Below are 6411 nucleotides of genomic sequence, written 5' to 3' on the forward strand. Positions count from 1 at the left end.
ACGCGGAGCGGCGCTGCGTGGCGCTGCTGGCGCGTGTGCGGGCCGCGCACCCGGCCCTGGCCGCCCTGCTGGAGAGCCTGGCGCCGGACCCGGCCCACACAGCCGGCGGTGCCGGCGCGGCCGGTGCCGGGATGGCGAATGCCGAGAGAACGGATACGTTCCGTAACATCGTAACGGCGGCTGGGAGCCGTCCGGACGGCTCGGACGCGGCCGGGTGGGACCGGCGGACCGCGTCCTTCCCCGAAGCCTGGGCGTGGGCCTGCGCGGCGACCTGGCTGGAACGCTCGCGGACGGCGGCTGGCGAGACCGACGTCGAGGCCGAGCTCGACGCGGCTGAGGACGCCCTCGCCGCCGCCACCGCCGAGCTCGCCGGCGCGCTCGCCTGGAAGCACTGCCTTGCGCGGATGGGCTCCGAGCAGTCCGCGGCGCTGCGCTCCTACGCCGACGCGGTCGCCGCGGGCGGCAAGTTCACCGGCCGTTACGCGCAGCGGTACCGGCAGGCGGCGCGCGAGGCGATGCGGGTCGCCCAGACCGCCGTCCCCGCCTGGATCATGCCGATCGGCGAGGTGCTGTCGACCATCCCGGCCGTCCGGGACTGCTTCGACGTGGTGATCGTGGACGAGGGCAGCCAGGCCGGGCTGGACAGCCTGTTCCTGCTGTGGCTGGCCCCCCGCGTGATCGTGGTCGGTGACGACCGGCAGTGCACCCCGGCGGAGGCGAGCTTCGAGGAGCTGGAACCGGTCTTCCAACGTCTCGACACGCTGCTGTCCGACATCCCCACCTGGCTGCGCATCGCGTTCACCCCCCGGTCCAGCCTGTTCACCCTGCTGCGGACGAGGTTCGGCGAGGTCATCCGGCTGCGCGAGCACTTCCGCTGCATGCCGGAGATCATCGAATGGTCGTCCGCGCTGTTCTACCGGGACGCCCCGCTGGTGCCGCTGCGCCAGTTCGGCGCGGACCGGCTGCCACCCCTGCGGTCGTGCCACGTCCCGGGCGCGGCCACCTCCGGTGTCGCCGGCGGGCTGCGCAACGCGGCCGAGGCCGAGGCCCTGGTGACCCAGGTGCTGGCCTGCGCCGACGACCCCCGCTACGACGGGCTGACCTTCGGGGTCGTCGTGCTGCAGGGCAGCGCCCAGGCGGAGCTGATCCGCGGCAGACTGGTCAGCCGGATGTCCCCGGCCGAGCAGCAGCGCCGGCGGCTGCGCGTCGGGACCCCGCCGGACTTCCAGGGCGACGAACGGGACGTGGTCTTCCTGTCTATGGTCGTCGCGCCCGGCACCCCCACCCCGTCGCTGACCCGGCTGGAGTACCAGCGCAGGTTCAACGTGGCCACCTCCCGCGCCCGCGACCAGGTGTGGCTGTTCCACTCGGTGACCACGGGCGACCTGGAGCCGACCGACCTGCGGCACAACTACCTCAGCTATGTGCTGTCCCAGACCTCCGCGCGGCCGTCCCTGTCCGCCACCGCCGGGGCCGACGCCGGCCCGGCCGCCGCCGGGTCCGCGTCCCTGCCCGTACCCGTGCCGCGCGACGTCCGCCCGGACATCCCACACCCGCGGTTCGACACCCTCTTCGAGCAGCGGGTCTTCCGTGTCCTGCGCGAACGCGGCTATCTGGTGTGGCCCCAGGTCGAGGTGAACGGCCGGCGCGTCGACCTGGTGGTGGCCGGCGGGCGCGCCCGCCTCGCGGTCGAGTGCGACGCGGACACCGCCGTGCCGCCCGAGCGGATCGCCCACGAGTTCGCCCGCGAACGGGAGCTGCGCCGGGCCGGCTGGCGCTTCTGGCGGATCCGCCAGTCGGAGTTCGAGATCGACCCGGACGCCGCGCTCGCCTCCCTGTGGCCCGCCCTGGCCGCCGTCGGCGTGGCACCGGTGGCACCGGTGGCGGCATCGGCACACGCGGCCCGTACCACCCGGAGCGGCACCGCCCCCGCCGATTCGACCGGAGCCGGTCACGGACCGCAGCCGGCACCACCCCGTCCAGACACCCCAGCGGACGACGTGACCGGGGACACCGTCCCCATGGACAACACGCTCAGGGATGGCGAGAACGCCAGCGGCGACGACGCCGACACGGCTGGCACGACGGCCAGCATCCGGGCTGCCGCCGCGCCGGGAGTCGGCGAACACCGCTGGACGCCGATCCCCCTGAGCGACCTGGAAGGCCTCGACGACGCCCTCGGCGCCCTGACCAGCTGAACATCCTCTGCTGCGACGCGGTGACAAAGATTATCCAGGGCGGGGTCAAACGGTCGTAGCGTCGCTACGACCGTTTGACCCCGCCGAGTATCATGTCACCGCTCGCCCGTTTCACCGCCATCCTGCGCAGCTTTACTAAGACAAGGAGGTCGACCCGCGTCCGGGTCACTTCGGCTGGATCCCGTTACTTGAGCTGATCCCGCCGGGCGGCCCGGGGGATCTCATCCCCGGGCTCCCACGGAAACGGAGCATGACAGTCTCCCATCACTCCGCTCACCTCATCCAGTCCGTCAGAACTCGGCCATCCAGGCCCAGCGGGTGAACAGGCGGGGCCGCCTTCGTAGCAGCCCATTCCACCACCGTTTGACCTTCTTGAACGGCCTGAGCCGTTTGACCCCACCCCAGCGTCGGCGTGCTGCCGCCAAAGATCTTACAGGAGCCGACAGCCGGCTCACACCGGCCTGGCGGACTCTCCGGCCCGTACCCGTTGCACCGGCTTTCATCAGGGCCGAGCGGCCGCGGCGGGTCCGGGGCGGGCGAGAAGAAATCCGGTCAGGCGTCGGGGGTGGTCTGGTCGTCGGGGGTGTGCTGGCCTTTCCGGGCGCCGCGCATGGTGGGGAAGAGGACGACGTCGCGCAGGGTGGGCGCGCCGGTGAGCAGGGCGGTGAACCGGTCGATGCCGAGGCCGAGGCCGGACATCGGGGGCATCCCGTACTCCATCGCCTCGATGAAGTCCTCCTCCATCATCATGGTCTCGTCGTCGCCGGCCTCGCGCAGCTCGGCCTGCTCCTCCAGCCGGGTCCGCTGCTCGGCCGGGTCGACCAGCTCCGAGTACGCCTTGACGATCTCCCAGCCGTTCACCACGACCTGGAACATGTCGAGCCTGGCGGGGTCGTCGTCGCTGCGCCGGGCCAGCGGGACCAGCTCCGCCGGGTGGTGCACCAGGAAGCACGGCTGGACGAGCCCGGGCCGGACCGTCTTCTTGTACAGCAGGTCGACCAGGGCCGCGTACGACGGCGCGTTCTCGACGTCCAGCCCGAGGCCGGCGACCCGCTCCCGCAGGGCCGGCAGGTCGCGTACCACGGTCAGGTCGATGCCGGTGTGCCGGGCGACCTCGGCCCGGTAGTCCAGCTCCGGCCAGTCGGCGCCGAAGTCCAGCTTCACGCCCTCGTAGGTGACGGTGCGGGTGCCGAGGACGTCGTCGAGCACCGCCAGGATCAGCTCGCGGACGAAGGCCATGTTGTCGCGGTAGTCCCAGTAGGCGGCGTACCACTCCAGCATCGTGAACTCCTGGAGGTGGGAGGAGTCCATGCCCTCGTTGCGGAAGTTGCGGCCGAGCTCGTAGACGCGGTCGAAGGAGCCGACGACGACGCGCTTGAGGAACGTCTCCGGTGAGATCCGCAGGTAGAAGTCCTCGTCGAGCGCGTTGTGGTGGGTGACGAACGGCCGGGCGGCGGCGCCGGATGCCGCCTCCTGCAGGATCGGCGTCTCGACCTCGAGGAAGTCGTTGTCGTCGAGGAACCGGCGGATCCGCTGGATCGCCTTCGCCCTGGCCCGGAACCGCGCCCGGGACTCGTCGTTGACCAGCAGGTCGAGATAGCGGCGGCGGTAGCGGGCCTCCACGTTCGACAGGCCCTGCCACTTGTCCGGCAGGGCGCGCGCCGTCCGGTTGAGCACGGTGAGGTCGGATACCGCCACCGTCCGCTCACCACGGCGGGTGGTGTAGAGACGGCCGGCGACCCCGACGAAGTCGCCGATCTTCAGCGCGCGGGACCACTCCCTGATGGTCTCCGCGCCCAGCTCGTCCCTGGACAGGGAGACCTGGACGCGCCCGCTGCGGTCCTGGATGTGCCCGAAGATCAGGCCGCCCATCCGGCGCCAGAGCACCACCCGGCCGGCGAGCCGGACTGCCGTGCCGTCGGGCGCCTCCCTGGCGTCCGCGGCCACCGAGTCGGTGCGGTAACCGGACCGGGGCCCGCTCACTCCGGGCTCCTCCATCGACATCAACACACCCTATAGCGAACCGGCAACCTGGATGACCTGGCATATCTGAAGATCGTCGACCGGCAGCCGACCGGGACGGCGGCGAGCCCGAAGCCTTCGGACGGACGCACGAACAGCCCAGACCGATCAGTCCCGTATCCGACACCATACTTGATGTTGCGCTTGATGCCGCGCCCGACAGAAACAGATCATGTCTGACATGGCAACCGGACAGGCATCGGTCAATGCCCGTGATCTCAGTCGTCGCGCGGCGAGCGTGCTCGACCGCGCCGCACACGGCGAGCGGCTGATCGTGACGCGAGACGGAGAACCGATCGCGGAGATCATTCCTATCGACCCCGCTCAGCGCCTGTTCGCCCGTTGGATACGGGACGGTCTCATCTCCGAGCCTCCGGCATCCGGCTATGCCAAGGCCGCGGCCGCGGCCGCGGCGAACGCAGTCCGTGACCTGCCCGATACCCCGCCAGGCAGGACCGCGGCAGAAGCCGCAGGCCTCCGCACTTCCGCACCGTCATGAACAGCTCTGGATACCCTGGAGAACAGCGGCAGGACGCGGGAGAAGAGCGACAGGACGCGGGGAGCCCGTAGACGCGGCGTGTCAGCCGCTCCCTGTTACCGACAGCTCTGCTTCCCGTTCCCGGGCAGCGGAAACGCGGCAATTACGGTGTTGCCACGAGACCGGGTGCGGACGTCCGGTGTGGACGCCGTGGTGGTGACCGGAGGGCGACACGGCGGGGCTTCTGCGGCTGGAGCGGTGTGACCGACAGTAACTTGGCTGGGTGCCTCGGACTCGCCGACGCTTCAGGACGCCCGCGACGGGCCGCCCGGCCCCGGCCCAGCCCGTCCGCCTGACGGCTTTCCCGTCCCTGCTGGTGCTTCTGGCGGCAGCCCTGACGGGATGGCTGATCGGCGGGGTCCCGGCCGCCGGGCCGGCGGCCGCGGCCGCGGTGACACCGCCACCGGCTTCCCTGCCACCGGTGCCCCCACCCGCACCGGTGCCCCCACCCGCACCGGTTCCGCCGCCCCCACCGGTTCCGCCGCCCCCACCGGTTCCGCCGGCGTCCCCGGCGGACGCCCTCGGCGGCCCGGCGCTCGCGAGCCACGGGGTGGTGGTCAGCCCGCAGGCGCTGCCGCCTCCCCCGCAGGTCACGGCTGCCGCCTGGCTCATCGCCGACGCCGGCAGCGGCGCGGTGCTCGCGGCGCGGGACGCGCACGGCCAGTACCCGCCGGCGAGCACGCTCAAGATCCTGACCGCGCTCACCCTGCTGCCGCGTCTGCCGCCAGCCCAGCAGGTGACGGTCAGCGACGCGGCCGCGCGGATCGACGGGACCCGGGTCGGGCTCGTGCCGGGCATGACCTACAGCGTCGCGGAGCTGGCCACCGCCATGATCGTCGCAAGTGGCAACGACGCGGCCACCGCGCTCGCCGAGGCCGCCGGCGGCACCGCGGCCACGGTCACGCTGATGAACCGGACCGCGGCGGACCTGGGCGCGCACGCCACCCACGCCGGCGACCCCACCGGCCTGGACGCCCCTGGCCAGGCGACATCGGCGTACGATCTCGCTCTGCTGGGCCGGGCCGCTCTCACCAGTCCCGCGGTGAAGGGGTTCCTGACGGTCCCGCGGGCGACGGTCCGGGGCCGGGGCGGCGCCTCCTTCGAGATCCAGAACCACAACGACCTGCTCGGTTCCTATCCGGGGACGATCGGCGTCAAGAACGGCTACACCATCGCGGCGGGCGCCACCTACGTCGGCGCGGTCCGGCGCGGCGACCACACGCTCATCGTCACCATGCTGCGGGCGGCACCCGCGTACGCCGGCGACGCCCGCGCCCTGTTCGACTGGGGGTTCACGCACGTCGGCTCGGTCACCGCGGTCGGGCAGCTGCTGCCCCGGGTCGACGCGGCGGTGCACGCCGAGCCCGCGGCCCACGTGGCGCACGCGGCCGCCAGCGGGCCGGCCCGGGCAGGCGCCGGTCACGACGGGGGCACCGGCCGGAACGGGGCCGGCACGGACGGACGTGGCACGGCGGAGGCGTCCGGAGAGACGTCCAGGGAGGCGTCCAGCGGCGGTCACACCGTTGGTCCGGTCACCTGGACCGCTGTCGCGGTGACGCTGCTCGCCGTGGCGCTGGCCCTGCGCCGACGTCGTGCGCGGCGGCCGCTCCCGGGCGTCGGCATGCCGCCCGGAACGGCGGCGCGGCCCGCGGT

At 72.7% G+C, this 6411-nt stretch carries 4 protein-coding genes; 3 read left to right on the forward strand and 1 reads right to left on the reverse strand.

Translation table 11 applies throughout. The features are described 5' to 3' along the window. On the forward strand, positions 1-2198 hold a 2198-nt coding region (locus NBX02_RS19455; protein WP_250292502.1), incomplete at its 5' end, for an AAA domain-containing protein. Between the two features lie 552 nt (positions 2199-2750). On the opposite strand, the gene lysS is transcribed toward NBX02_RS19455, so the two are convergent. Beyond that, positions 2751-4202 carry a lysine--tRNA ligase gene (lysS, locus tag NBX02_RS19460; RefSeq protein WP_250286144.1) on the reverse strand — a complete coding sequence of 484 codons (1452 nt, stop codon included), beginning with the start codon at positions 4200-4202 and terminating at the stop codon, positions 2751-2753. A gap of 199 nt (positions 4203-4401) precedes the next feature. Here lysS and NBX02_RS19465 point away from each other — a divergent pair, with 199 nt between their 5' ends. Further along, entirely contained in the window at positions 4402-4719 is a 318-nt protein-coding gene (locus NBX02_RS19465) for a type II toxin-antitoxin system Phd/YefM family antitoxin (RefSeq protein ID WP_250286145.1), read from the forward strand. Positions 4720-5074: 355 nt separating this feature from the next. Continuing rightward, a partial coding sequence (locus tag NBX02_RS19470; protein WP_250292503.1) for a serine hydrolase occupies positions 5075-6411 on the forward strand: 1337 nt, incomplete at its 3' end.

The organism is Protofrankia sp. CiP1_Cm_nod1, from assembly GCF_920888515.1.
Lineage (GTDB): Bacteria > Actinomycetota > Actinomycetes > Frankiales > Frankiaceae > Protofrankia.